Source organism: Sporosarcina ureae (assembly GCF_002082015.1).
Classification (GTDB): domain Bacteria; phylum Bacillota; class Bacilli; order Bacillales_A; family Planococcaceae; genus Sporosarcina; species Sporosarcina ureae_A.
In genome coordinates this window covers 931,101-955,825 of record NZ_CP015109.1, presented here as the reverse complement: position 1 = coordinate 955,825, position 24,725 = coordinate 931,101, and the positions used below count along the sequence as shown (strand labels likewise).

At 42.0% G+C, this 24,725-nt stretch carries 24 protein-coding genes; 14 read left to right on the top strand and 10 right to left on the bottom strand.

The features are described 5' to 3' along the window. Positions 1–22: 22 nt before the first annotated feature. The 8 genes from SporoP17a_RS04810 (at position 23) to SporoP17a_RS04775 (ending at position 9,227) form a co-directional block, all read left to right on the top strand. Positions 23–1,783, top strand: a complete 1,761-nt coding sequence (locus SporoP17a_RS04810) for a GMC family oxidoreductase (RefSeq protein WP_083033114.1) — start codon at positions 23–25, stop codon at positions 1,781–1,783. Positions 1,784–1,855: 72 nt separating this feature from the next. Then, positions 1,856–2,428, top strand: coding sequence for an SCO family protein (locus tag SporoP17a_RS04805; protein WP_167693380.1), 573 nt, complete (start codon positions 1,856–1,858; stop codon positions 2,426–2,428). A 423-nt stretch (positions 2,429–2,851) separates the two neighbouring features. Further along, positions 2,852–4,447: a long-chain-fatty-acid--CoA ligase gene (locus tag SporoP17a_RS04800; RefSeq protein ID WP_083033108.1), complete on the top strand. Its 1,596-nt coding sequence runs from the start codon at positions 2,852–2,854 to the stop codon at positions 4,445–4,447. Between the two features lie 194 nt (positions 4,448–4,641). After that, positions 4,642–5,931, top strand: a complete 1,290-nt coding sequence (locus SporoP17a_RS04795) for a polysaccharide deacetylase family protein (RefSeq protein ID WP_083033105.1) — start codon at positions 4,642–4,644, stop codon at positions 5,929–5,931. A gap of 19 nt (positions 5,932–5,950) precedes the next feature. Beyond that, a complete protein-coding gene (locus tag SporoP17a_RS04790) occupies positions 5,951–6,451 on the top strand; it encodes a sigma-70 family RNA polymerase sigma factor (RefSeq protein ID WP_083033103.1) in 501 nt (166 codons plus the stop codon). Continuing rightward, positions 6,444–7,520 carry a S26 family signal peptidase gene (locus tag SporoP17a_RS04785; RefSeq protein ID WP_083033100.1) on the top strand — a complete coding sequence of 359 codons (1,077 nt, stop codon included), beginning with the start codon at positions 6,444–6,446 and terminating at the stop codon, positions 7,518–7,520. The genes SporoP17a_RS04790 and SporoP17a_RS04785 overlap by 8 nt, the downstream gene beginning before the upstream one ends. A gap of 416 nt (positions 7,521–7,936) precedes the next feature. Beyond that, positions 7,937–8,329 (top strand): hypothetical protein, encoded by a 393-nt coding sequence (locus SporoP17a_RS04780; RefSeq protein ID WP_083033097.1) that lies wholly within the window; start codon positions 7,937–7,939, stop codon positions 8,327–8,329. 418 nt (positions 8,330–8,747) lie between these two features. Next, a complete protein-coding gene (locus SporoP17a_RS04775; RefSeq protein WP_167693379.1) occupies positions 8,748–9,227 on the top strand; it encodes an OsmC family protein in 480 nt (159 codons plus the stop codon). Positions 9,228–9,316: 89 nt separating this feature from the next. Here SporoP17a_RS04775 and SporoP17a_RS04770 read toward each other — a convergent pair whose 3' ends face one another. Both SporoP17a_RS04770 and SporoP17a_RS04765 read right to left on the bottom strand, forming a co-directional pair. Further along, positions 9,317–11,071, bottom strand: coding sequence for a GMC family oxidoreductase (locus SporoP17a_RS04770; protein ID WP_083033091.1), 1,755 nt, complete (start codon positions 11,069–11,071; stop codon positions 9,317–9,319). 26 nt (positions 11,072–11,097) lie between these two features. Continuing rightward, the gene (locus tag SporoP17a_RS04765; protein WP_083033089.1) at positions 11,098–11,910 is read right to left on the bottom strand and encodes a gluconate 2-dehydrogenase subunit 3 family protein; all 813 of its coding nucleotides are present in this window, start codon (positions 11,908–11,910) and stop codon (positions 11,098–11,100) included. Positions 11,911–12,248: 338 nt separating this feature from the next. On the opposite strand from SporoP17a_RS04765, the gene SporoP17a_RS04760 reads away from it, so the two are divergent. Next, complete coding sequence (locus tag SporoP17a_RS04760; RefSeq protein ID WP_083033086.1) at positions 12,249–12,821, top strand: SCO family protein; 573 nt, start codon at positions 12,249–12,251, stop codon at positions 12,819–12,821. Positions 12,822–12,895: 74 nt separating this feature from the next. Here SporoP17a_RS04760 and SporoP17a_RS04755 read toward each other — a convergent pair whose 3' ends face one another. From SporoP17a_RS04755 to SporoP17a_RS04745, 3 genes are all read right to left on the bottom strand, one after another. Next, positions 12,896–14,032: a CapA family protein gene (locus SporoP17a_RS04755; RefSeq protein ID WP_156890522.1), complete on the bottom strand. Its 1,137-nt coding sequence runs from the start codon at positions 14,030–14,032 to the stop codon at positions 12,896–12,898. Positions 14,033–14,212: 180 nt separating this feature from the next. After that, positions 14,213–15,190 (bottom strand): bile acid:sodium symporter family protein, encoded by a 978-nt coding sequence (locus SporoP17a_RS04750; protein ID WP_083033080.1) that lies wholly within the window; start codon positions 15,188–15,190, stop codon positions 14,213–14,215. Then, a complete protein-coding gene (locus tag SporoP17a_RS04745) occupies positions 15,190–16,587 on the bottom strand; it encodes an FAD-binding oxidoreductase (protein ID WP_083033077.1) in 1,398 nt (465 codons plus the stop codon). Before SporoP17a_RS04745 ends, SporoP17a_RS04750 begins: the two co-directional genes overlap by 1 nt. A gap of 307 nt (positions 16,588–16,894) precedes the next feature. On the opposite strand from SporoP17a_RS04745, the gene SporoP17a_RS04740 reads away from it, so the two are divergent. The 4 genes from SporoP17a_RS04740 to SporoP17a_RS04725 all read left to right on the top strand — a co-directional run bounded on the left by SporoP17a_RS04740 (position 16,895) and on the right by SporoP17a_RS04725 (position 20,368). Further along, positions 16,895–18,118, top strand: a complete 1,224-nt coding sequence (locus SporoP17a_RS04740; RefSeq protein WP_083033074.1) for an ATP-grasp domain-containing protein — start codon at positions 16,895–16,897, stop codon at positions 18,116–18,118. Positions 18,119–18,124: 6 nt separating this feature from the next. Further along, positions 18,125–19,147 carry a YheC/YheD family endospore coat-associated protein gene (locus SporoP17a_RS04735; RefSeq protein WP_083033071.1) on the top strand — a complete coding sequence of 341 codons (1,023 nt, stop codon included), beginning with the start codon at positions 18,125–18,127 and terminating at the stop codon, positions 19,145–19,147. 100 nt (positions 19,148–19,247) lie between these two features. Further along, positions 19,248–19,661, top strand: a complete 414-nt coding sequence (locus SporoP17a_RS04730; protein WP_167693378.1) for a CotY/CotZ family spore coat protein — start codon at positions 19,248–19,250, stop codon at positions 19,659–19,661. A 20-nt stretch (positions 19,662–19,681) separates the two neighbouring features. After that, complete coding sequence (locus SporoP17a_RS04725) at positions 19,682–20,368, top strand: DNA alkylation repair protein (protein ID WP_083033065.1); 687 nt, start codon at positions 19,682–19,684, stop codon at positions 20,366–20,368. Positions 20,369–20,417: 49 nt separating this feature from the next. Here SporoP17a_RS04725 and SporoP17a_RS04720 read toward each other — a convergent pair whose 3' ends face one another. The 3 genes from SporoP17a_RS04720 to SporoP17a_RS04710 form a co-directional block, all read right to left on the bottom strand. After that, positions 20,418–20,990 carry an MEDS domain-containing protein gene (locus tag SporoP17a_RS04720; RefSeq protein ID WP_083033063.1) on the bottom strand — a complete coding sequence of 191 codons (573 nt, stop codon included), beginning with the start codon at positions 20,988–20,990 and terminating at the stop codon, positions 20,418–20,420. Positions 20,991–21,136: 146 nt separating this feature from the next. Further along, positions 21,137–21,769 carry a hypothetical protein gene (locus SporoP17a_RS04715; RefSeq protein ID WP_083033060.1) on the bottom strand — a complete coding sequence of 211 codons (633 nt, stop codon included), beginning with the start codon at positions 21,767–21,769 and terminating at the stop codon, positions 21,137–21,139. Positions 21,770–21,796: 27 nt separating this feature from the next. After that, entirely contained in the window at positions 21,797–22,321 is a 525-nt protein-coding gene (locus SporoP17a_RS04710) for a hypothetical protein (RefSeq protein WP_083033057.1), read from the bottom strand. Positions 22,322–22,437: 116 nt separating this feature from the next. Here SporoP17a_RS04710 and SporoP17a_RS04705 point away from each other — a divergent pair, with 116 nt between their 5' ends. Further along, complete coding sequence (locus SporoP17a_RS04705) at positions 22,438–23,325, top strand: 5'-3' exonuclease (RefSeq protein ID WP_083033054.1); 888 nt, start codon at positions 22,438–22,440, stop codon at positions 23,323–23,325. Here SporoP17a_RS04705 and SporoP17a_RS04700 read toward each other — a convergent pair. Both SporoP17a_RS04700 and SporoP17a_RS04695 read right to left on the bottom strand, forming a co-directional pair. Continuing rightward, entirely contained in the window at positions 23,314–23,829 is a 516-nt protein-coding gene (locus tag SporoP17a_RS04700; protein ID WP_083033051.1) for a C39 family peptidase, read from the bottom strand. The two genes, SporoP17a_RS04705 and SporoP17a_RS04700, sit on opposite strands and share 12 nt — an antisense overlap. Before the next feature lie 368 nt (positions 23,830–24,197). Continuing rightward, the gene (locus tag SporoP17a_RS04695) at positions 24,198–24,518 is read right to left on the bottom strand and encodes a thioredoxin family protein (protein WP_083033049.1); all 321 of its coding nucleotides are present in this window, start codon (positions 24,516–24,518) and stop codon (positions 24,198–24,200) included. Between the last annotated feature and the right edge of the window lie 207 nt (positions 24,519–24,725).

Below are 24,725 nucleotides of genomic sequence, written 5' to 3'. Positions count from 1 at the left end.
GTATAGGAAAGGGGAGAACAGAATGGTAAAAACATTAGATAAAGTAGATGCGGTCATCGTAGGTTCAGGCTGGGCTGGCGGCATTGCGGCAGCTGAATTAACGAAAAAAGGATATAAGGTAGTCGGATTAGAAAGAGGGAAAGCGCAGAAACGAGAAGATTTCGTCGGTGCAAAAGATGAACTTCGCTACGATGTGCGAAAACTCATGTTCCAAGAATTGCACAAAGAAACATTGACGATTCGTAATACACTGGACGAAACGGCGACACCTAACCGAAGTAACGATACGAATGCGATCAATGGTACGGATACTGGCGGTTCAGGTGTACACTGGAACGGCATGGTATACCGTTGGCTCCCTACCGATTTCGAAATGCATACGAAGACTGTGGAAAAGTACGGAGAAAAAATCATTCCGAAAGATATGCAATTAAAAGACTGGGGCATTACATATGATGAGCTGGAGAAGTATTACGATCAGTTTGAAAAAACTGCCGGTATTTCTGGCGAGCCAGATCCATTGCGACCAGGGCAGCGTTCGGATGACTACCCGACACCGCCAATGAAAGAAACGGATATTATTCGCACCTTTACGAAAGCGGCAAAAGAACTAGGCTATCATCCGTACCGTATCGCTTCCGCTAACCTATCCGAGACGTATACGAACCCGGATGGTGAAACGATCAACGGGTGTGTGTACTGTGCGTTTTGTGAATCATTTGGCTGTGACTTCGGAGCGAAATCCGATCCGATTGCTACGGTTTTAGCTACAGCATATAAAAGTGGTAATTTTGAGTTGCGCAATCATGCGTATGCGGTTCGAATTGTACATGAAAATGGAAAAGCGGTTGGTATTAAATATGTAGATACAGAAACAGGAGAAGAGTTCATTCAACCGGCAGATATAGTCGTTGTGGCCGGATTTACCTTCACGAATACTCGTCTTATGCTGTTGTCCGAAATCGGCAAGCCATATAATCCGAAAGATGGGACGGGCGTCATCGGCAGCCACTTGACTGCTCACCAGCGTAATTTGACGCATACGCGTGTCCGTGGATTCTTCGATGAGAAGAAATTCAATCGCTATGCAGGTGCCGGTGCACTTGGTGTGACGATGGATGATTTCAACGTGGAGCAACTCGATCATACGAAACTCGATTTCTTGCATGGTTTCTGTTTGCGTACGTCTCAAAGAGGAGATCGACCGATTACGAATAACCATGTTCCGGCAGACGTTCCATCTTGGGGGAAAGAGTTCAAGGACAAGTCCATTTTCTATGCGAACCGTCGGATAGACGTTCAGCAACAAAACGGTGCCCTTGCTTGGCGTGAAAACTATATGGACTTGGATCCGACGTATACGGATATATTCGGCGATCCATTACTACGTGTCACGAGTAGGTTCCATGATCAAGACCGTAACATTGTCAGATACGCTCATCAAAGAGGGAAAGAGTTACTAGAGCAAATGGGTGCAGATCATATAACTGTTCCTGAAATTACAGAGGAAACGGAATTTGATAAGACGTCCTTATCTGACCATACAGGTGGCGGTGTAGTGATGGGAGACGACCCGGAGACATCTGCTGTAAACAACTATTCACAAGTATGGGATATGGATAATTTATTCGTAGTGGGGGCTTCTTCATTCCCACTTATGGGTAGCTCCAATCCTACAGGAACAGTTGGCGCACTAGCATATCGTGCTGCAGAAGGTATGATCAAGGTTTTAGAGAATGGCGGAGGCCAGTTAGTTCAACAAGGGGCAACAGCCAAAGCGTAATACGACAAGAGGAGAGAGGAGGCGAAACCTCTCTCTTTTCTTTCATACATAGTAAAGCGAGGAAAGATGCCTATGAATATACGATCCGTCCTCATCCTACTGACAGCCGTTCTATTTCTTAGTGCCTGCAACCATACGATCGAAACGAATAGGTCAGATAAGATTCCAGATTTCGAATACATTACGCAAGATGAGAAGAAAATGAGCTTGGATGATTTGACAGGCGATTGGTGGATTTCTTATTTCTCCTATACGCACTGTACGACCGTTTGCCCAAGAACGACGGCGAATATGGTCGGTATTCAGGAAGAATTAAAAAATGACGGTTTAACACCTCCTATCATTTCGTTCAGCATTGATCCAGAAAATGATACACCGAAAGTTTTACGTCAATATGCAAAAGACTACGGAGCGGATCTACGGACGATGACGTTTTTAACGGGTTATAATTTTAAAGAAATTCAAGATATGTCGGTGGATACGTTTAAGGCCGTGCTGGAAAAGGGCGCGCTTGATCAGCGATCGCATAGCTTTTTCTTTTACTTAATTAATCCTAATGGAGAGATCGTCAAGCAGTATAACGGCATGAGCGATACAGACAATGAGTTGCTGGTGGCGGATGTGAAGAGGGTATTGGGGAAGTAGAATTATTGTTCATGCAATTAAACGAGGGTGGGACATAACTATCTCACCCCGTTTCCCTGCACTCCGAAAGGCACGCTTTCCGAGGGGCGTGCTTCCTGCGCTTTGCTCCGTCCAGGGTCTCAAGACGCACGCTGATCCCTCAGGAGTCGGCCTTTCTCCGTTCCGGTACACTCTGTTACTCTAAAAAAATATTTACTGATAAGAACAGAAAAAAAGCGTAAAGGACATTCCCCTTACGTTTTTTCTGTTCTGTCCCAACCTCGTTTTATAAGGTTTATTTATAACATGATATAGATGAAAACCGCTGTATAAAAATGTTTCTACTAAGATACGGCTTATGGTAAATTTAAAATGATAGAAAATATAGTAAAATGAAAACGTTTACTATACAATTGTAATAGAACAGAATGAGGAGGTATGCAGATGAATGTTCCATTAGTTTTGACGCAGTTTCTAGATCGGGCCGTTACATTGTATGGGGGGAAGGAAGCGATTTTTGGAGAAGAAGGTCGTTCTTTTACATACGAGCAGTTAAACGGTCGAGTGAATCAGTTATCACGCGGTTTACGTGATTTGGGTATTGAAAAGGGAAATCACGTAGCGTATTTATGTGGAAACTCTATTGAAATGCTGGAAGGGTTTTATGGGATCTATCAAGTAGGTGGCGTCATGGTGCCGTTAAATACACGATTGAAGCCTGAAGATTATGTATTTATTTTAAATCATAGTGAGTCGAAATTATTATTTGTCGATCAGGATTTATATCATCTTATCCAACCGATTGAGCACTCACTCGACACGGTAGAAAAAATTATTGTTCATCACAAACAAGATGATTCAGAAACGATAGATTACGATGCGTGGCTTGAATCTTTCACTACGGAACCATTTGACCGGGCTGACGTGCAAGAAGATGATGTGTGCAGTTTACTGTATACGAGTGGCACGACAGGCAATCCGAAAGGGGTTATGCTGACGCATCGGAATAACTATTTGCATGCGATGAGTGCCATGCATCATTTGCGTGTGACGGATGACGATGTGCTCCTTCATGTGCTACCCATGTTCCATGTGAATGGCTGGGGGTCACCATTTTATTATACGGCGAACGGAGCTTCTCAAATTTGCCTACGTAAAACGTCATCGCAAACGATCATCGAAGCGATTCAAAAGTATAAAGTTTCGATCTTGCATATGGCACCAGCTGTATTGAATTTGATTTTTCAGTATTGCGAAGAGCATAAGCCGACGTTCGATCATAAGATTCGAGTCATTGTAGCAGGCTCCGCTCCGCCACCATCATTCATTTCACGGGTCGAAAAAGAACTTGGTTGGGAGTTTATTCAAGTATATGGCATGACAGAAACTTCACCATTAAGTTTGTTCTCTACCATTCGCTCGACTGTCCAGCATGTATCAGATGAAGAGAAGCTTCAGTTAAAAGCCAAAGCAGGCTATTCGATGATCGGGGCAGATGTTCGTTTAGTTGACGACTACGGAGAAGAAGTAGCCAAAGATGGTCAGCAGACAGGTGAAATCGCAGTCCGTAGTCATGGCGTCATGAAAGGCTACTGGAAGAATAAAGAGGCGACGGATGAAGTGCTGCGTGACGGCTATATGATGACGGGAGATATGGGGACGATAGATGAACACGGTTACGTCAATATCGTTGACCGAAAGAAAGACATCGTGATCAGTGGCGGTGAAAATATTTCGTCTATTGAAATCGAAGGTGTACTATATGATCATCCTGCTGTTCTAGACGCTGCGGTTATTGCAGTGCCACATGAGAAATGGGGAGAAACACCGCATGCTTATATTGTATTGCGGAGTGGTTCAGAAGCAACCGAGCAAGATATTATAGAATTCACAAGATCGAATCTTGCACATTTTAAAGCGGTAACAGGCGTGACGTTTGTGGAAGAACTTCCAAAAACGGCGTCAGGAAAGATTTTGAAAGTACAAATCCGCGATGATTACTGGGATAAAGCAGGGAAAACAGGTCGTAAAGTGAATTAATCACGTGGTGAGCATTCTTTCGTTCTTCTAAGAGCGAAAGAATGCTTTTTATTGTGGAAACGTAAAGAAATTCAGTAAAAGTCGATTGAGTTCTGAGTACCAATGGTCATCTCCAAAAAACTTTTAAAAACTTTTGAAACTTTTTCTGAAATCCTCCGTCTGTAGGGTGCGCAAATGACAATAGGGGGATTCACATGAAGAAAATATATAGCTGTCTGTTAGTACTTGCGAGCTTACTGTTATTTATAATGGGTAATGAAGCGAAGTGGAATTTGAATGAAGTGCCATTATTCCACGAGCAATCAGCTACAGCTTTTGCAGAAACTATACAAAGTAAACCGTTCATTACAGAGAAAGAATTTGAACAGGTGTTGACGTTATCAAACAACCAACCCATTTATATGAAGCAAGGGAATTTGATCCGAATCGGTGAATTACAAGCCAATCAAGCGGTTGCGCTTATAGGAGAAGATGAGGAGTATTACGAAATTCGAGTAGGTAAGATGCCGGCTTTCATTCGTAAAGGTCAGGCGAAGGTAGAAAAGAACGTGATCAAAGCTCCTGTACATAACGAACGACTGGGCGCTGTGAAAACTGCCGAACTAACGCCTGTGTATACAGAGGCGAATCTTGAAAGTGATATCCTGATTCAATTAAGAGAAGGTTATCGCTACCCTGTCATACAGGAAGAAAAGGACTGGTATCTCATCAAAGTAGGTGAGCGGGCAGGGTATATTCATAAGTCGACTGTCACGATGGACGAAGGGATACCGGTACTGCTATATCACCAAGTACTGCCCCGTAAACAAATGAAGACGGAAATGAGCACGATTTCACTCGAAAGTTTTGAAAAGCAAATGGCGTATTTGGCAGATGAGCAATTTACGACATTGACCTCACAACAGTTGTATGATTACTTGGAAGGCCGACTCGTTGTGCCCGAGAAAGCGTTAGTTATTACATTTGACGATGGCTTATTATCCTCTAAAGAATACGCCTATCCTGTCTTGAAACAATATGGATTCACTTCGCCACAACATATTATTTCTGCCCGTATCAATAGAGAAAAAGACGGTACGGCATTTGATGGAGGAGGACTACTAAAGTATTTAAATGAAGAGGATCTACACGAAATGAAAGATGTATTTCAGTTCGAAGCCCATACGTGTGCATTACATGAACTAGGAAGAGAAAGTGGGGCAGGTTTAGTTTTCGAACATACAGAAGAAGAAATCATTGAAGATTTACACGAAAATTTGCGACACGTACCTTCAGCCGTTTCTATCGCTTACCCGTATGGCCAATATAATGAAGAGTTTATTGCGGCGGCTAAAGAAGTAGGATTACTGATTGGCTATACCACGGTCGAAGGGTATGCCAATATGAAATGGTCTAATTATGAAGTGAACCGCTTTGGTATGACAGAAAAAAGGTCATTTAAGGATTTTGCAACGTATGTTGACGGAGATATGATATGGCCATAGAAGAGAGTGATTAGCTCAGATGAATGAAATGGATCAAATAATGAATGAGCATTCGCGTTATTTAGTACGAATCGCTTATTTATACGTGAAAAACTGGTCAACCGCGGAAGATGTCGTACAAGAAGTCTTCGTTACGTACTTCCAGAAAAGTGATCAGTTTCGTAATGAAGCTTCTATTAAAACGTATTTAACTAAAATGACCGCTAATCGTGCAAAAGATTATTTGCGCTCCTGGAAGCATAAAAAAGATGTGGTGTTCGAAACAATCTTTGTATCGACCAAAAGCTCCGAGCAACAAGTATTGGAGCAAGAACAACTCGCTTCACTTGAAAAGCATTTATTCCAGCTGCCATTAAAATACCGTGAGCCGTTACTTTTATATTATTATGACGAGCAATCGATTGCAGAGATCGCAGAATTTCTTGGACTCAATGAAAATACGGTCAAGACGAGATTACGCCGAGCCAAGTTGCAACTCAAGGAGTTTTTTGCAGAAGAGGAGGTAGAAACCTATGAATGATTTTAAAAGAAAACTGGACCAAATGATGGGAGATACAACGGAACAGGAGCGACGAATCAAACAGCGGGTACATGAAAACCTTCAACCTTCGCAAAGACGGCAGTTTTCTTGGCAAGCGTTGCTAGTCACGGCGGCGCTGCCGGTAGTCGCCTTGCTGCTAGTGTTTAATCTAGCTTCAGATGATCAGCTATCTTCTGATCAGGGTCCGGGGACACCTTATGATCCACTTGACGATATGGCTATAATTTCTGCCTTGCAAAAGAAAGATCAGTTATCGACTATTGATTACGAGGAATTTTCTTCATTACCTGTAGCGAAGAAAGTAGACGGTCTATTGTACGTCGATGACGAATCCTTTTCACTCCAGTGGAGCACAGATACGTATCACCCCGTTATAGAACGCAAGGCGGATCTGTACGATGCTTCCGTTTATGAACCAGGCGATATAGTCCGAACATTTACGAATACGAATAGTCACTTACCGACGTATACAGGTGTCTATTATGAAGTCGTTGCAGTACCTGGAGATCGTGTAGTATTGAAAGATGGCAAGCTAAAAGTTAACGGTCACCAGTTATCATCCGAATTGATGGATCAATATAAAGAACAAAACGTCACAATTGCTGGGGGCTATGATCAGCTGTTGAACGCCCGAGAATATTTATTACTGAACCATTTCCCAGCAAAAGATACTGTGCAAGGGGCGACTGTTACACCTGTTCATAAGATTTACGGAAAGCTGATCGGTGTGGCAACCGAAGAAGAAACCGAATCGATCTATATAGATTATCTGACAGATCAACTCAAGAGCGATTATACACCCGAACAGTACTTCGATCTCTATTTATATGATCAACTTACGGGACTAGAGAAACTGCCTGAGTCCTCGGTGTTTGCTCAATCGAGCCGGGTTGGAGAACTATTCCTTGAGGCGGCCTATCGTAAAGCGGTCCCGATTGCCGATGATCAAGTGGAAATACGTTATCAATATGGACGAGAAGGTGTCGTGGAGCAAGTGTTCACCATGGGAAGGGATACGAGCTCTGGACAATGGAAAGTAGAGAAATAATGGAGTATAGGCTGTAAAGGAGGTGATGCCCGATCGACCACGCAAACTAGGTTGGCACCTGTTCAGCACAAGCCGTCAACCAACCGCTCGCTTATAGAGCCAGCCTGGTTTTCATTAGGTAAGAACTATGGGAAGCATGATCGAAATAAGAAATAGAAAAACACCGGACCGGCAGCTGTTTTGCATAAGCCGTCAACCAACCGCTCGCTATATAGAGCCGGTCTGGTGTGTATACATACTAGTTTATATAGAACAAGGAGAAGGTCTAACCGAAAGATAAAAAGACAGTTCTACGCTACGTTGCGGATTCGAAATGCCGCTCAAGAAATAACAGATGATCTTCGCATACTCCTGCTTGCATTGGGAGGTACATGATGAAATACTAAACGTGTATACTCATACAAGGAGATGATACGATGGCACTCAGCAGAAAAGAGTACTTACAGAAAATCATTGGATTACATGAACGCTTGATCATTGCGTCAGAAGAATACGAAGGCATTTCTGAAGAATTCATTTCAAAGCAAGAGCTGGATATACCCGCAATGAAAGAACAATGGATGTTGAAAGTAGACGAGTTCAAGCAAATTCTGACCGATATGAATGCATTGGAAATTCCAAATGCATTTGAAAAAGAAGGCAATGAACTAAAAGAAGCTTATACACTATTCGTCAACTGTGTGGAAGAGAAGACGAAGAAATTTAGCGTGGAAGCGATGGAGAGTGGTGAGCTGGATGCCCTTCAGTCGAAAGAACTTCATGCTGCAGAAGATATGGAAGAATTGATTGAGAGTATGTTTGAGAAATAGGATATGAAAATGATGAAAAAATAAAGAAATACCCAAACAGCGGACAAACTTTTAAGTAAAGTTGTCTGCTGTTTTTGTTGATGAAATTATCAATTGTCGCAATAGGATGTGTGACCGTTCAGATCGGTACAACGAGGAGATGAAACTAGTCGCAGCAAGAGAGCGATTTGTTCTACTCTATGAGACAGTTTTGCTACCAGCAATACCTAAGAACTTAAGAAGACTACAAAAAAACTACTACATGTGGAAAAAATAATTCCACATGCTGTATTCTTTTTTCTTTTTGACTCTATATAGTGTGCAAAAGGGAAGACGTCATGGATAGATGGGATACGGTAAGGGCAATACGACTCTTAGTAGCAAATAGAAGGTGTACATGTATAATAGACACCATAAGCATAATCTGGAGGCATTGAAAATGAGTACTATACACATTATGAATGAAATGAAGAAATTGATAGAGCAAGATTCGTCACTCGCCATTAGTGAATGGCAGGGGACTTGCCACTATGTAGTAGGAGAAATGATGTCGCTCGAAACGAAAGATCTACAGGAGATTGATCTGGAAGGTATTGCAAAACCAGGAGAAAAGCAAGTCATGCCGATAGAATTATTAATCGCTGCAGCGACTACTAGTTTCGGAGTTACCTTTCATTTAGAAGCATATAATCAAGGAGTGACTGTAGACAAAGCGGAAATTATATTCACTGGCGTATGTGATAAAGCACCATTCCTAGGCATTCAAAGCGGCAACAGTGGGATTATGAAGCCGATGATTGTGTTATCTGCTGAGTCTACTACGAATAAAGGGCAACTGGCAGAGATCGCGGCTATCGCGATTGAACGTTCACCGATTCTTTCTAGTTTGAAAGAAGAAGTGACGTTGCATATTAAGTGAGCTTACTAAGCAAAGATTTATTCATACACAAAGATATGCCATCGCCTTGTCCATTCAGATAAGGTGATAGCATATTGATAAATCTATATTTACGCGTTCTCTTCAAGTGGTTTAACCGCCAAATTGCCGCCTTCTTTTAAGAACTTAATCATTCCTTCAGCTGCACGATATGCGAATGCGCCAATCGTAACAGTCGGATTGTAGTTACCAGTATGTGGGAATGAAGATCCACCTACAACGAATAGATTTTCCATATTCCACATTTGTGAATAGGTATTTACTGCGGAGTTTTCTGGAGTAGCTCCCATGATCGCCCCGCCGAAGAAATGATCGGTATAAAATTTATGATCGAATACGGTATCGTCTCTTACTATATCGACGTTCATTTTGTCTGCGCCCATTTCTTTCATAATCTCTTCGCAACGTGCGACACCTGCTTTCGCACGTTCAATGTCCTGTTTGGTATATTCAACGGTTACGCGAAGCAAGGGATTGCCGAGTGCATCCTTATATGTTGGATCCAAATCCAAATACGTATTCTTGTTTGGCAAAAAGCCAGTCTGTGCTGTGATGAATAGGTTACGGTTATAATATTTTATTGAATTCTTTTTAAATTCTTTACCCCAACCGGGTGTATCATATGGAACGGAGTTATTGGCAATAGGTCGTGAACCAAGCTGACTGTAATGTACTTCATACCCATGCAAGTAGTTGAGGTTCGTATGATCTTCATTATCTCCGCTGAAGTCGCCAACTGAAGAACCCATACCGCCAGCGCCCATGAAGTTGTTGAATTTTTTATCTTCAAAGAATCCACGTGCACCGATATAGGTGGACAGGTTGTTGAAGTGTCCTGTGAAGTTCTTGCCGATTATGCCTTGTCCTGTTTTCGGATCGTATGGCTGTCCGATTTTAGAATGCAACAATAGCTTGATGTTCGTAAAGACAAAGCCAGCAAGTACTACGATATCAGCTGGTTGTTCGAAGTCTTCGCCAGTCGTTGTATCGGTATAGATTAATCCGTTCGCTTTCTTTCCATCGTGGCTAACTCGATTCACGAACGCATTATTACGGAGCTCCATTTTACCGGTTTTGCGTGCCGTTTTGAGTACGGTACCGATTGGATCCGCTTTCGCTCCGAAGTCACAACCATACTCTTCGCAAAAGGCACAGTATACGCACCCATTAATTGTTTCACCATCTGGGTTTGTATACGTTTGTGAAGCGTTAGCGGACGGTATACGATATGGATGGTAACCGAGCGCTTTTGCAGCCTTGGTGAATAGACGGATATTCGGCGTATCTTTCATTGGTGGATTGGGATACTTATCGGAACGTGAAGCGCCAAGTGGATTTTCTTCACCTGAGATAGCCGCTGTTTTTTCATATTGATCAAAATATGGCTCGATCTCATCGTATGTAATGCCCCAATCTTGCATCGTACATCCTTTCGGAATTTTGTCTTTACCGTAACGCTCTACAGTCTTACTATAAATTTCGAAATCATACGGCATCCAGCGGAATGACATGCCATTCCAGTGAACACCTGCGCCTCCTGTATTGTTTCCGAGACGTGCGTTCATATTATTCCGAACCGGTATGGCTTCTTTGTCCATGGAGTTACGGGAAGTAATCGTGTCTTTATTCAATTCTTGCATGAGTTCATAGCGTCTAGAATAGCGTAATTCGTCTTTCGTGCCGATAAAGTCTTCATGCTTTTTATTTTTACCTCGTTCTAATATGACCACATTATATCCGGCTTTTGTTAGTTCAGCCGCCGCAATTCCACCGACCCACCCTGAACCTACGATGACCGCATCAACTTTTTTAAGTTTTTTAACCATTGCATATCCTCCTCACAGTTTTTAATTTAGTGCCCTTGGTAATCTCGCAGACTGACAGGATCCAGTTTGGCAAATTCATCCGATTCAATGTAGTTCGCGTAGGAAGCCACTGCACCCGGAAACTCTTTCATTTTCCAGCCTTCCATATTAATATTGCCTCCGTACAACGGATCGCAGTAAGCACCTTCTAATGTCGCTTGTTTTAACAAAATGAAAAACTCAGAGGCTTTTACGCCTTTCATCTTCACTTCGTTTGCCTCAAAGTCCGTCATGATTTCGATTTGTTGCTCTTCGGACGCTTTGTCAAAAGTGACTTCGAAACGCTTTTGACTTTCTTCGTCCATTTTTCGTAAACCTTGCAAGAAGATCATGCCGCGATCCAATATAGATTGTTCTCCGCCTGGACCTGCAGTTTGATCGACATCTTTCAAATCAATTGCGTATGGCGCGTGTCGATAATCACGTGCGTTGACTCCCCAGCGCCCAGCTAGTTGTTTGTCGATATAATAGGGTACTCCTAACTTAATGGCACCAGGACCAAGGTCGTCCTCAGGAAAAATAAGTTCTGTTGCTGCATTTAAAACCTTGAAATCTTGATGACGCGTGAAGAATTGTCTTGCTTGTGTTATTTCGATACCGTTCGTGCTATCGTTTCCGGCCGTCTTATCATTTTTTTCATTGGTCTTATTCAAACCCCCTGAAATTAGACCTCCAAAAAGAGATCCACCAACGAGTCCGCCAGCTACGAGTCCAGTATTTTTTAAGAAATTTCTCCGGCCCATATCTTGCTCGTGTTGAGATTTGTCATTGACGTCCTTAGGTGGTTGTTGATCCGCCATCGTAACCCCTCCTTATAAATGGTATTATTGAATATTTTGAGTTTTTAGAAAATGTACTGTAGTATCTTACCCTTATTTATCATATTTAGACAACGATTTAATCATTTATTCTGTTTTTTGTAACTTTTTTGATATAGTAACTGAGGAAGCAAGCTGTGATATAGTGCCATCATATAGTGGATTTGAATACTACGGGTCCAGTGTGATAAGTTGGTATAAAGATGTTACAATCATTCCAGGCTATAGATCATGTAATGAAATGCGAGCTATAGTAGACAGTAGTCGGTTGTGGAACAAACATTTTATATAATGCCACACACTACGAGAGGGAGATTTTAATGAAAGTAAAAATGACGATTATATTATTTACAGCCATTCTTATTCTAAGCGGCTGCAATAAGAAGATTGAAACGAATATGTCTGAGACCGTGCCAGACTTTGAATTTACTACACAGGATAACGAACCGCTTGGTTTGAAGGATTTAAAAGGCGATTGGTGGATTGCTTATTTCTCCTATACGAACTGCATTACAGTCTGCCCAAGAACAACGGCAAATATGGTCGGTGTGCAAGAAAGATTAAAAGAAGATGGTTTTGAACCCCGTATTGTCTCGTTCGGTATTGATCCTGAAAATGATACACCAGATGTATTAAAGAGTTATGCTGCAGATTTTGGCGCGGATCTCAGCACGATGAGCTTTTTGACAGGCTATGATTTTGAAACGATACAGGAAATATCGAGAAACACCTTCCTCTCTATATTGGAAAGTGGCGCATTAGATCAACGTGCGCATAGCTACTATTTTTATTTAGTGAATCCTGAAGGTGAAATTGTAAAAAGATACGATGGCCTCACAGCGACCGAAAATGAATTATTGATAGAAGATGTCAAGATAGTCTTAGGTACATAAAGAGATACTATTCAACAAAATGCATAACGCCTTCCTAATCGAGTGATTAGAAAGGCGTTATGCATTTTATTTATTTACCATTTCGGTACGCCGACATGGTTTTCCACCCATTCCTCATTGTAATGAATGGTTGGATTGGCTTCATGAAGCGGGACGACTTTAAATCGTTTTTCTTGATTTTTTATGACGCCAGTTGGTAAAAAGCGTGGATCTTCGATAGTGACGGTCTTTTGATCACCCGTTTGTTCTTTCGTTACGGATAGTCTCGCGATTCCACCGAAGTTCGTATAGTCGAACGGTTGGGCAGAATAGAAATTGCCGAGTGAGAAGAACACTTTGGTATTTCCGACTTCTCCGTAGCGTTGTAAGACGTGTGGGTGATGACCGAACAAGACATCGGCCCCTGCATCCGAAACGAACTGCGCGAGCTCCGCTTGGTCTTCAGATGTCTCCAAATGATACTCAGGTCCCCAGTGTAGAGATACGATCGTCACATCTACCAATGGTTTCATTTGTTGGATCTCATTTTCCATCCGTTCCCGATCGATGTAGTTGACTAAGTACTCTTTATCCTGCAAGTCTAGCTCTACATTCGTGCCGTACGTATAGGCAAGCACTCCGATTTTGATACCGTTGACTTCCACAATTCGTTGCGTCTTACGGTCTTTAAATGATTCATAGGCACCTACATATTGCATGCCATATTCTTGCGCATGTTCAATAGCTTTGCGCACGCCTATTTCCCCTTTGTCAAATGTATGGTTATTGGCGAATGTCACCATGTCGACACCCACATTTTGTAAGGCGGGGAGGATATGTTTTGGACTGTTGAACTTTGGATAGGTAGATAATCCGAGCTCGACACCACCAGGCATAGATTCCTGGTTCGCCAAGAGAAAGTCAATACTTGCCATTTTCTCTTTTACTGCTTCGAATGCAAAATCGAAGTTAGGGTATGTGTAAATAGGATTATGTAGTAATACATCGCCAACCATACCGATTGTTGCCGTATGGATAATAGTTTCTTCCAGTTTTTGATCCGGTTCTATTTCAGTCAACTTTTTAGATGGATCATGTGCAGCCATTTGCGGAGCTTGTCTATCCGCTTTCGCAGATGATGCATGCTCTCTGTTATTCCAATCATTCCATAAAATTGCGCCACCTATAATCCAAACAAAGACTAAAGATGCAACCAACCATTTCCTCTTCACACGAATCTCTCCATATCTACAATGACTATTCTTGGTAAATCTCCAAAACTAACGATAGCACATTAAGAGAATAGTAAACAATCAAATTTTCATATTGTAATAATAAAGTAATTTATCCTTCTTTTATTGATAAAAAACGCCATACTTCGACAGGTGCATCGAGGTATGGCGTTTCCTATTTCACTCTAGATATACTTTCGCTTGATTCAACGCATTAAATTCTTTGACACGGTGAGTTGGCTTTTTCGACCAGATTGTCGCAAGAATAGGACCGGAGATATTATGCCAAATCGCTCCCCACACGCTTGGAAGCGCAGCAAGTGGGCCGAAGTGAGCAGTAGCGAGTGCTACGCCAAGACCTGAGTTTTGCATGCCGACTTCAAGTGATATGGCTCGTCTGTCGTTTTCGTTCAATCCAAGTCCAAGTGCAATCAAATACCCGAAAAGTAATCCGAAACCGTTATGCAAGAACACAGCGATAAATACGATGAAACCTGAGCTTATAACGTTGCTAGCATTTGCAGAAGTGACCGCGGCAACAATAATAAGGATCGCGACAACCGAAATGATCGGAACGACGGATACACTTTTGGCAACTGCTCCAGGAAAGAAACGTTGGATGAGTAAACCGAGTACTATCGGAATAATGATGACTTGCACGATCGACTTGAACATCGATAGCGCGTCGACCGGTAGCCATTGGCCAGCTAACCAGAGTAATAATAGCGGTGTGACCAGTGGTGCCAATAAAGTAGAAAGAGATGTCATGGCCACGGATAAGGCAAGATTTCCTTTTGCTAGATAGACCATGACATTTGAAGCGGTGCCCCCTGGAACGGATCCTAGCAATACAAGACCCGCAGCTAATTCAGGCGGTAACTTCAATAGATAGGCAAGTCCGAACGCAACCAATGGCATGACAATAAACTGGGCAGCGACTCCAATGATCACGGGTAGAGGATTCGTCAAAATGATTTTGAAGTCCACTGCACGTAATGTCAGTCCCATTCCAAACATGACAACACCAAGTAAAATCGTGATGTATGCACCTAATCCGAGAAAAGGAGTAGGGAACATGAAGGCGATCACAGCGACTATAATGACCCAAAATGCAAAGTACTTTCCTGCGATAGAGCCGATTGCTTCGAGTGCTTTCATCAGTTCATCACCTCGGAATCAAGGGAGAAAATTTTATTTGGATTGAGTAAGTTTTCCGGATCGAGTGCACGTTTAATTTTCTGCATAACTAGAAGTGCAGGACCATGTTCTTGTTGCTGGTATTTCTGCTTACCAATTCCAACCCCGTGTTCTCCTGTGCAAGTACCTCCACGTTCGAGTGCGTAGTGAACGATCTTTTCATTTAATTCATCGGCTTTTGCGAGTTCTGCAGGATCATTCATATCCATCATGAGTAAGACGTGGAAATTGCCATCGCCTACATGACCGACAATTCCTCCAGGCATTTCAAGCGACTCGACTATTTGGCGTGCATAATGGACGGCGTCAGCCAGTTCTGAAATCGGCAGGCAGACGTCTGTCACCATTAGTTTTTTACCAGGATTTCCATGAATATAGGCATAGGCTAGATTGTGGCGTGCTTCCCATAGTCGGTTGCGTTTCGCATTGTCCGTTTCGAATTCGATTTGTTCACAATGATGATCCGCCACGATTTCCTTTGTGAATTCAACGTCTTGTTGAAGTCCGGCTTCATTGCCGTGGAACTCAAGGAATAGGGTAGGCTGTTCTTTATAATTGGTTTCACTAAAAATATTTACTTGACGTATCGAAGATTCATCGACCAATTCAACACGCGCAATCGGAATACCCGCTTGCAAAATCGATACCACTGCTTCCACTGCATCATTGACAGTCGGGAAAGAGGCGCGAGCTGCTGTTGTGAACTCAGGAATGCCATAGACGCGTAACGTGAGCTCGGTGAAGCAACCGAGAGTACCTTCTGAGCCAACGAATAGGCCGTTCAAATGAAGACCCGATGCAGATTTAGCCGCTTTATTTCCAGTATGTATGACGGTTCCGTCTGCCGTGACCACTTCTAGGTCACGTACTTGATCGCGCATCACGCCGTACTTAACAGATGTGGTGCCGCTAGCATTCGTTGCTGCCATGCCGCCGAGGGTCGCGTCTGCTCCTGGATCGACAGAGAAGAATAATCCATGTTTCTTCAATTCTTTATTTAATTGAGTACGTGTGACACCTGGTTGTACAGTCACGAGGAAATCATCTGAACGCACGTCCAGAATGGCGTTCATATTGGAAAAGTCGATAGTGATGCCACCGCGATCTGGAATGACACTACCTTCCAAGCTCGAGCCTAGTCCGAATGGTATAACTGCCACGTTTAGCTTTTTTGACACACGCATGATCTTACTTACATCTTCTGTACAGGAAGGGAATACAACGATATCAGGTAATTTCATTGTATGGTAGGACTCATCTTTGCCGTGAAGTTCGCGCACGGTGTCGTTGATGGTCACTTGTTCTTTGGTTAGTACGTTTTGTAAAGACTGGACCACAATCTCAGTTGTCGTTGTCATAGTATTTCTCTCCTCGATGATTAGTGTAATGAAAGTAGTTTTGTCGATTAGAATTTTTAGACTATTCTATCGGACATTATACTATTATACTTACTAATCTGAACAATTCAATGAAGATTTTCTTACTTTTCTTTTATATTCGATGTTTCCTAAACGAAAAAACTATATTCATGCATGTTCGAAGGCCTATCTGACTAGCTGTAATTTCTCATATGAATAAAAGAACGCAAAAATAAGTGACTGTTTTGTTTGTATTTTCATTACCCCATACAAATGATGAACAGGCTTTGGCAAGGGAGAGTGTGAAATGGAAACTATTTTGTTTGTAGAAACTACGAAGAGTGGTTCAAGCAGGGAAGCCATAAAGGCTGCGGAAAGGATAGGCTACGCCACGGTATTGTTAACCAAGAATATGAAGTATCTCGAACAAAGAGATGAATTCCATGAAGTGACCCAAATGATTCACATGGACAGCATAACGGAAGAGAAGGTTCGAGAACAGATTCATGAATTACGGAAGTCGGGAATGAAGTTGAAAGGGATTTTCAGCTTCGTAGATCCATTTGTGTCGATGGCCGCCCATCTTGCGAATGAATTTTGCGATTCGAAAATTTCTGCGGATGCTTATCTGAAAATGGAGGACAAAGTATTAACTAGAACAGCATTGGCTAAAAATGAAGCGACACCTAAGTTTATGATTTATGAAGCATCAGAAAATTTGAAGCAGTTCATCATCAAACAGGAAATATTTCCTCTTATTATCAAGTCGCCACTTTCAAAGGCATCTAGAGACGTATATCTCGTAGAAGATCGAAAAGAAATGATGCGTGTCATGAAGGATATGTTAAAAGTTCACCCTGGTCAGCAGATTGTCGTCGAAGAGTATTTGGAAGGACCACAGTATTTGGTTGAACTTGTAGTGGTTGATGGGAAGCTCCATTTAGTTGCAGTGATTAAACAGGACATTCAAAAAGACTTGAAGTTCATCATTACCGGTTATGATATTCAATTAACATTAGAGAAAAGTTTATACGACAGGCTTTTCAAAACAGTGGAATCTATTTGCGTGGATCTTGGTGCAAAGAATGTAGCCTGTCATCTTGAACTACGATATGTCAGGGATACCTGGAAGTTGATTGAATTAAACCCAAGAATATCGGGTGGTGCTATGAATCGCATGATAGAAGAGGCGTATGGAATTAATTTAATGGAAGAGACATTGAAGCTATTTATCGGGGAAGAGATAAATTTGAAGAGAAGGCACGAAAATTATATTTATACGCATTATATTACCGTGAATGCTTACGGTACGTTATTGAAAGTGTCAGGAAAAAATAATGCAATGATGTATGAAGGTGTGCGAGAGGTCTACGTGAAGCCGCGAAAAGGCACATTTATGACACCACCCACTTCGATGGGAAATCGATATGGGTACGTCATTGCTTCGGGTGATTCAGCATCAAAAGCGAAACAAAATGCCTTGTATGCAGCGCAGAATATCAAGTTCTATATAGAAACGAATGAGGAGTGAGCGCAGATGATTACAGTAGGAATGTTGCATTCAAATAAACACCCAAGCAAAGTAGATAGAGCTTTCGCCTGGGCAGCTGTTGCTAAAATGGAAGGAATAAATTTTTACTACTTTTCACCACGCGATGTTAATTTTACGACAAAAGTAATTTCAGGTTATGTTTATGAAGAGGGCGAATGGATTCAAAAAGAATTGTTGTTCCCGGATGTCATTTTCAATTCATACTGGATGAAAACCGATGAAGATACTGCCGTCTACGATAAATTAAGTGAAATGATTCCTTTCACTTCACAACCGGTTGGCAATAAAATGAGTGTCTATAAGAGAATTAGTAAAATGTCAGGATTTGAAAAGTATTTGATCCCTTCTATACGTGTGGATCAACCGAAAGATGTATTGGAGGCTTTGACAAAATATAAAAAAGTGATTATCAAACCAGTATCCGGCAGTCAAGGGAAGGGGGTTTGGTTTATAGAGCAAGATGGAGAGCTGTTTCAAAAAGTAGTCGATACAGAAAAGACAACTACGAATCGAAAACAACTTATTTCCGAACTTCAAGACTTAATCAGTGAGGAAGACTATTTGGTTCAACCATATATTTTATGCCGAACAAAAGATGGGAATCCGTATGATTTAAGACTGCATGTTCAAAAGGACAGAGAGGGGAAATGGATAATTCCTATCATTTTCCCTCGGATAGGTACGACGGATCGAGTGACTAGCAACATCTCACGCGGCGGTAGTAAGGGAGAGTTAAAAACATTTTTACAAAGAGAATTTGACGATGAGTGGATGAATATGAAAAAAACTTTAGAGGAATTTGCTGAGCACTTCACGATTGAATTCGAAAGTACTTATGACGTGGAATTCGATGAGCTGGGTATTGATATAGGTATCGATGAAAATAATAAGCTATGGATCTTCGAAGTGAATTGGAGACCGGGATGCGTAGATTTCATACTCGCTATAGCAAAGAACCATATTCCTTATGCCATGTATGTCGCCAAGAAAAATGCATCAACTTCATAAGGTTTCAAATCATTATCCGTTCATGCTTGCCCAAACCTAACCTGTCATTCTACTTTGGCATATATATAAGAGATACGTATATATGAAGGGAAGGAAAATGATGAATGAACCTAGTGTGATTTGTCTAGCAATGAAAAAATTACTGGAAGAACAAGAGATGATGAAGAAATTCGGCCATGGATTACAATTTGTCTGTTCACTACCTGTCTACGATACAATCCCCTTTACACTGCATGACTGTACGTTACAAACACCATTCAGCACCCACTATCAATGTATAAAGACGCCATATTTCAGATTGGAAAAAATCGATATAGATACATGCTGCGCGACTCTGACCTTACTAGAGCCAGTCGATATGGAAGGGAATCCAGTTGAAGACTGCGAAGAACTTTACTCCCTCAAGAAGACAAAAAGCTGTATCATAGTCAATGTCAATTGCTTTTGCACCATCACACCCCTACCTCCTAAACTAGTCGATAGACCACTACCTATTATTGAACCGAAAAAATAAAATGTAAAAGGTGATACTTTATGCAAGACACGATCAGAAAACAAATTTTTGAACTACAAGAGGCTAGCTATCAGAAGTTTATAGCCGCGCTCATACCGAATATCGATAATGTACTCGGAGTGCGCATGCCAGAACTCCGCAAACTCGCAAAGGGTATTGCAAAGTGCGACTGGCGGACATATTTGCAAACAGCGAATGATGAGTACTTTGAAGAAGTGATGTTACAAGGTTTAGTCATTGGATATGCAAAAGCGGATGTAGAGGAACTATTGACGTATGTAGAGACATTTGTACCCAAAATGGATAACTGGTCTGTTTGCGACAGTTTTTGTACAGGGTTAAAATTCACTAAGCAAAATAAAGAACGTATCTGGTCATTCCTTCAACCGTATCTGATTTCCGACAAGGAGTATGAAATTCGCTTCGGTATAGTCATGTTGCTTGATTATTATATTGAACCTAACTATATCGACAGAGTTCTTGATTTACTAGATGATGTACAACATGAGGGATATTATGCAAAAATGGCAGTTGCATGGGCGCTATCTATTTGTTTTGTGAAGTTGCCAGATCAGACGATGAAGTATTTAACAGGGGATCACTCATTGGATTTGTTTACGTATAATAAAGCATTGCAGAAAATCACGGAATCGACACGGGTAGGGGCAGACGTGAAGGAGATCATTCGTGGTATGAAAAGGAAATGACAAAAACCTAGTCTTTTATGGCTAGGTTTTTTCGTTAGTATATAGAAGCCTACATTTTAGTGTGATTTTTCTCATAAAGTTCCGATGGTACGAGTTCGTCGTTCACCAAAAGGAATGGGTGGGTTTCAACAAGTAATTTTTTCAAATGGTCAGGCATTCTGTCTTCATTGTATGCGCAAATGAGCGGGAAGGATAATTTGTTTACCGTTTTATCGGCAGACAACTCTACATCTCTTATTATATGTAACGGACCTTCAATCGTAGCCCATTCTACATGTGCCCATAAACGGAAGTGTAGTTGTTGATCTACATACGGCGTAAGGGTCGCTAGTAAATATTCATCAATCGTGGCTGGATGATAGCTGCCAGTAGAATAATAGAAGTGGAAGTTATTGATATAATGCAGGTAGTTCATATCTTCATCGCTAAAGCGTTTACGTAATTCATGTTGAACTAAGAGCTGTATTCGCTCATTGTCAATGAGTATGGTATATTCACCAGCAAATATACCATCTTTGATAAACGTGGCGACTGTTTGTATGTAGTCTTCTATTTCTTTATAGGAATAAAGAATATGTAAGTCTCTTTTCCTCTCGATTGATTGCTGAAGAGTGGTATTCATGTGAAACTCAACTCCTTACGTTCGCATTTTCGAATAACTCAATTAACTCAGATGGTAATATAAATAGTAGAGTTTGTAAAGGTTTGTTCGAAATAAAAAGAAACCTGACAAATCATCAGGTTTCTTTTATAACTAGTTATTGCATTTTACGTACATCTGAATGAATCAATTTTCTGTAAGTCCAATCCATAATATTCCCAGCGGTAATGACGCGGGTCCCATCGATATCCAGCAATCGAGGTTCTACCAACGAATGTTGGATAATACCAGAAACCTTTATTTCGCGAAGTCCATACGTATGTGTAACGGTACAGGCAACCTGCTATGCCGCCGGGATCCACTGCGCGTAGTTGAGCATCTGGATAGCTCGGTATTTGGCTTGGAGGAGCGGAAGTCGGTGCACTTTGCTGCGGTTGACCTCCTGGATGTCCGTCATGATGCTCCTGGTGATGGCCGTGGTCTCCATGCTGTGGATGGCGTCCTGGATATCCTGAATGCCCTGGGTAACCGGGTTGGTGAGGGTAATTTGGATACCCGGGATAATGTTGCTGTGGATATCCTGGGTGGTGACCCGGATACCCCTGCTGGTGACTCGGATAACCTGAGGGCCATTGCGGATTGTATTGATTTGGCGGTGGATATCCAGGGTAACCTCCACCCGACCACCCTTGCTGTTGGCCATAATGCGGTTGATTGTATTGGTGGTAGGTCTCATGTTGCTGACCAGGATACCCATCAGGCAACTTCGGATACCACATGCTTTCATCCTGTTGACTCAAACTATCACTCCTTCAATTCTATTTATTTCATACACAACGAAACTGATCAATACGTTGTAAATCAATGCCTATATACTCCCAGCGGTACCTGCGTGGATTCCACTGAAACCCTGCGACGGATTGTCGTCCGACAAATGTCGGATAAAACCAAAAACCATTACGTCGTGATGTCCATACATACGTAAAACGATATAAACAACCTGCGATGGCACCCGGGTCTACCGCGAACGTTTGGAATTCAGGATAGCTCGGGATTATATTTGGTGGAGGGGAATTAGGAGCAACCGCCTGACCGCCTTGATTCGGTGAACCTGGATACCCTGGTTGCTGTCCAGGGAAATTAGGTTGCTGTGGAAAATTAGGTGATGAAGGGAAGCTCGGCATACTTGGAAACCATGGCATACCTGGGAACCCTTGAGATTCTTGCATGCCTGGAAACCAAGGTCGCCAAGGGGAAAACGATTGTGCAGTCGAGAACCCTTGTAGATCAGCCCCTTGCCAATAGGAATCTGTATCTTGTGGATACCACATAAATTCATCTTGTGGATTCAACTTATTACGCCTCCTTTTTCTGTTCGTTTTATCATATGCAGTCTGTTGGTTATTTGACCTTATTGTCTCTTTAGGCGACAGCTGTGTTAAACTATAGAGAAAGGAAGTGGAATATAATGAATGAAAATACCCCTCATATTTTAGTAGTGGACGGCATGGCATTGTTGTTCCGCTCATTTTTTGCGACAGCACATAGCGGGCAGTTTTTCCGTAATGCATTGGGTGTGCCGACAAATGGCGTACAAGGATTTGCACGACATACGATGAGTGCGATCTCGATTTTTCAACCGACACATTTAGCGGTGTGCTGGGATATGGGATCAAAAACATTCCGTAATGAATTATTTGCAGATTATAAAGCGCATCGCCCAGCACCTGCACCGGAATTAATACCGCAATTCGATATGGCTCGGGAAGTATCGGAAGCACTAGGATGGAAGAGTTATGGAATTAAGAACATGGAAGCGGATGATCTAATTGGTTCGTTAATTGAAACGTGGAAAGACGAGGCAAAGTTGACCGTCGTGTCGGGAGATAAAGATTTACTGCAGTTATTGAAACCCGATGTGTCGATTGCGTTGACGAAAAAAGGCTTCACACAATATGATGAATACACGGAAGCGCGTTTTATAGAAGAGTATGGAATTACACCTAAGCAATTCATTGATATGAAAGCATTCACTGGCGATGCGAGTGACGGCTACCCTGGAGTGAAGGGGATTGGACCGAAGACGGCACTGAAGCTCATACAGGAGTATGGTTCGGTCGATGGCGTGCTGGCAGCGAGAGAAAAATTAACAGCAGGTGTGCAGAAGAAGCTGAGTGCGGAAGAAGAAATGCTAATGATTTCACGAGATCTCGCAACGATTCATTGTGAAATCAAACTTGATGACCCACTAGAAGAATTGCTTATTCCCGAGTTTACTGAAGAAACCGCCAAAGTAATGGAAGAACAGGGCTATTCGATGATCGCTAAACATGGACTGCCGGTTTCACCATTTTAACGGTTCGACCTTAACAAACGTCAAAATCCTTTTATTTGGCTCATAAGGGATGGAACGCACACGGCTCGCCCTATTTCTGCCACCGTGATCATGAACGAGTAGATGCAGTTGATTGTCTACATATTCATACCCAACCATCACGACCCAATGATAATCAAATGAAAAACGACTACGCCACTGGCACTTGAACCACTTATCAAATTTCAGAGCAACCGGCCGGTCATCATCAATCTGCTCCATAGCCTGTTGCAGGGTACAAATTTCCACATTCCACTGCGAGCCGAGCATTTGGTTCAACCGACGAACAAAGCGCCAAGTAGGCAAACCAATCTTCGAACTGCCTAATGTTCGATACAGCTCATTAATAGAAGGAGTTTGTTCGGCAGGGAAGAAATGGCGCAATAACACATACGCTGTAACAGGCCCACAAGCCGACGGACGGTAGCGTGGTTCAATGTCGTAATCGTACTGCGATTTACCTGGTATTTCTATGTATTTGGACATGAAGAACTCCTCCTTTATGGGACATGTTGTTGTTTGGTAGGGGGTGTGGTGTGTGTGGCGCTCATAGTTTCTGCGTTACTGCTCAATGAAACTTGCTATCCGCTCAATGTGTGTGGCTGAGTGCTCTATCTAGCGGGTGATGCGCTCAATAAAGGTGGCTAAGCGCTCATAGTTTCCGGGTAACCGCTCAATGAACTCCGCTATCCGCTCAATGTGTGTGGCTGAGAGCTCTATCTAGCGGGCTAAGCGCTCATACTTGCAACATAACCGCTCATACACTCCACATAACCGCTCAATCCACCCCAACAATCACTTAATAAAACAAATGCTGAGAACCTAAAGGTTCCCAGCATTTTCACATTTCATCATTAGATCTTTACTTCGTCTAAAAACTCCATAACTTGCTCAGGTGATTTCGCAAACGCGCTATGCAGGTGTGCATGTTTCTCACCGTTTTGGAAGACCAACAGACTTGGAATGCCCATCACTTCATATTTCTCGGCAATTTCAGGAATAACGTCGCGATCCGCTTCATACCATGTGTATGTATCGTATTTTTCAACGATTGGATCGATAAACATATCCATACGCTTACAGTCGGGGCACCAGCCTGCTTCAAATTTCACAAGTACTGGTTGGTCGCTCGCAATGATTTCTTCAAACTCAGTTGCTGTTTTAATTTCTTTCATTTCTATCGCCTCCATTCAGTAAGTAGTGTACAATGAATCATGAATGTTTGGTATTAAATTGCTTATTTTAAAAAGTCTGATTAAATATGAAACAAATATTGCGAAATAGTTTCAAATGATTTATACTAGCAATTATAGGCAATGCGTATTTTTTTTACGCTATAAATGAATGAGTATTCATTCAAAGAACATAAGGGAGGATTGCAC